The 1,157-nt window shown below is 35.4% G+C and carries 1 protein-coding gene; it reads right to left on the reverse strand.

Going from position 1 to position 1,157, the window contains the following annotated elements:
- Nucleotides 1–86: 86 nt before the first annotated feature.
- On the reverse strand, nt 87–1,157 hold a 1,071-nt coding region (locus IV88_RS08935; protein ID WP_157059341.1), incomplete at its 5' end, for an IS110 family RNA-guided transposase.

The raw sequence follows: 1,157 nt of genomic DNA on the forward strand, positions 1-1,157 counted from the left end.
TAAATATTAACCACTACAAATAAGCCGCATGATTATATGCAGCTTTAGTGAGAAAATATAGTACAATTACACTATAGGATTAATTCCTATTGGGCTTCGAGTCCGTGGTATGCGTAAGCGTACTCTTGGTTAGCCTTAACCATTGCAATAAGGCATTTTAGTAGCTTGTTCATGCAGGCTACTGTGGCGACCTTATCCCGTTTGGGGTGAGGTCCTTTTTTTAATCTATAATAGTAATCTACAATATGATTGGGAGCGGATGCTTGTTGTCTAATCATATTTCTAACCGTGAAGTATAAAATAGCTCTGGCATGTGAATTCCCACGTTTATTAATGTGGTCTGGGGCAGTATAAGTTCCTGATTGATATTGATTTAGATCAATTCCAACATACGCATTCAGCTTTTTACTATTACTAAATCTTCTAATATCGCCTAATTCACCAATTATTTCTGCAGCAGATTGTGGTCCAATTCCAGGCATACTGGTTAAAATATGAAATTCAGGCAGTCCTTCGGACAGCTGAATAATTTGTTTAACTAACTGTTCTTTTTTAATAATCAACTTTTTTAGTTCTTCAGCATAATATCTGACTTCTTCAGTTTGAATACTATTACAAGAAACAGATGGGTATGATTGGGCAGCGTAAGTCATTAATTGCCGAGCATATTTTTCAGATTTCTTTCGAGAAATACATTTATCAGTTTGTGACATTAATAGCTGAATCAAGTCCGATTTATCATATTTTGAAACTAATTCTGGATGTGGAAATAATTGAATAATATTAAGAGCTAATTTAGAAACGCTATTGGCAAACAATTTTTCAAGCTCAGAGAAGGACTGTTGAACTGCCACATGAAGTTTCATTCTTTTTAGTTTAATGTCGGATCCAATTTGATTTATAAACCTAGATAGTTCCCTGATATTACAATACGGATCAGGAAAAGATTTTGTTTCGGATTGCGGAAAATCGACACCGAATTGAGCAATACGATTAGCATCGGTACGGTCGTTTTTCAAGCGCCTAATGGTGCTTGTTCGATAGTGAAGCTCCAAAGGGTTCAACATAGTATAAGTAATAGAGTTAATCTCGCAAAAAGAAACAAATGGCCTAGAATACACTCCAGTGGCCTCAAAATAAACATGTGGATTAGTTAG

It is taken from the genome of Pediococcus argentinicus (assembly GCF_001437605.1).
Classification (GTDB): domain Bacteria; phylum Bacillota; class Bacilli; order Lactobacillales; family Lactobacillaceae; genus Pediococcus; species Pediococcus argentinicus.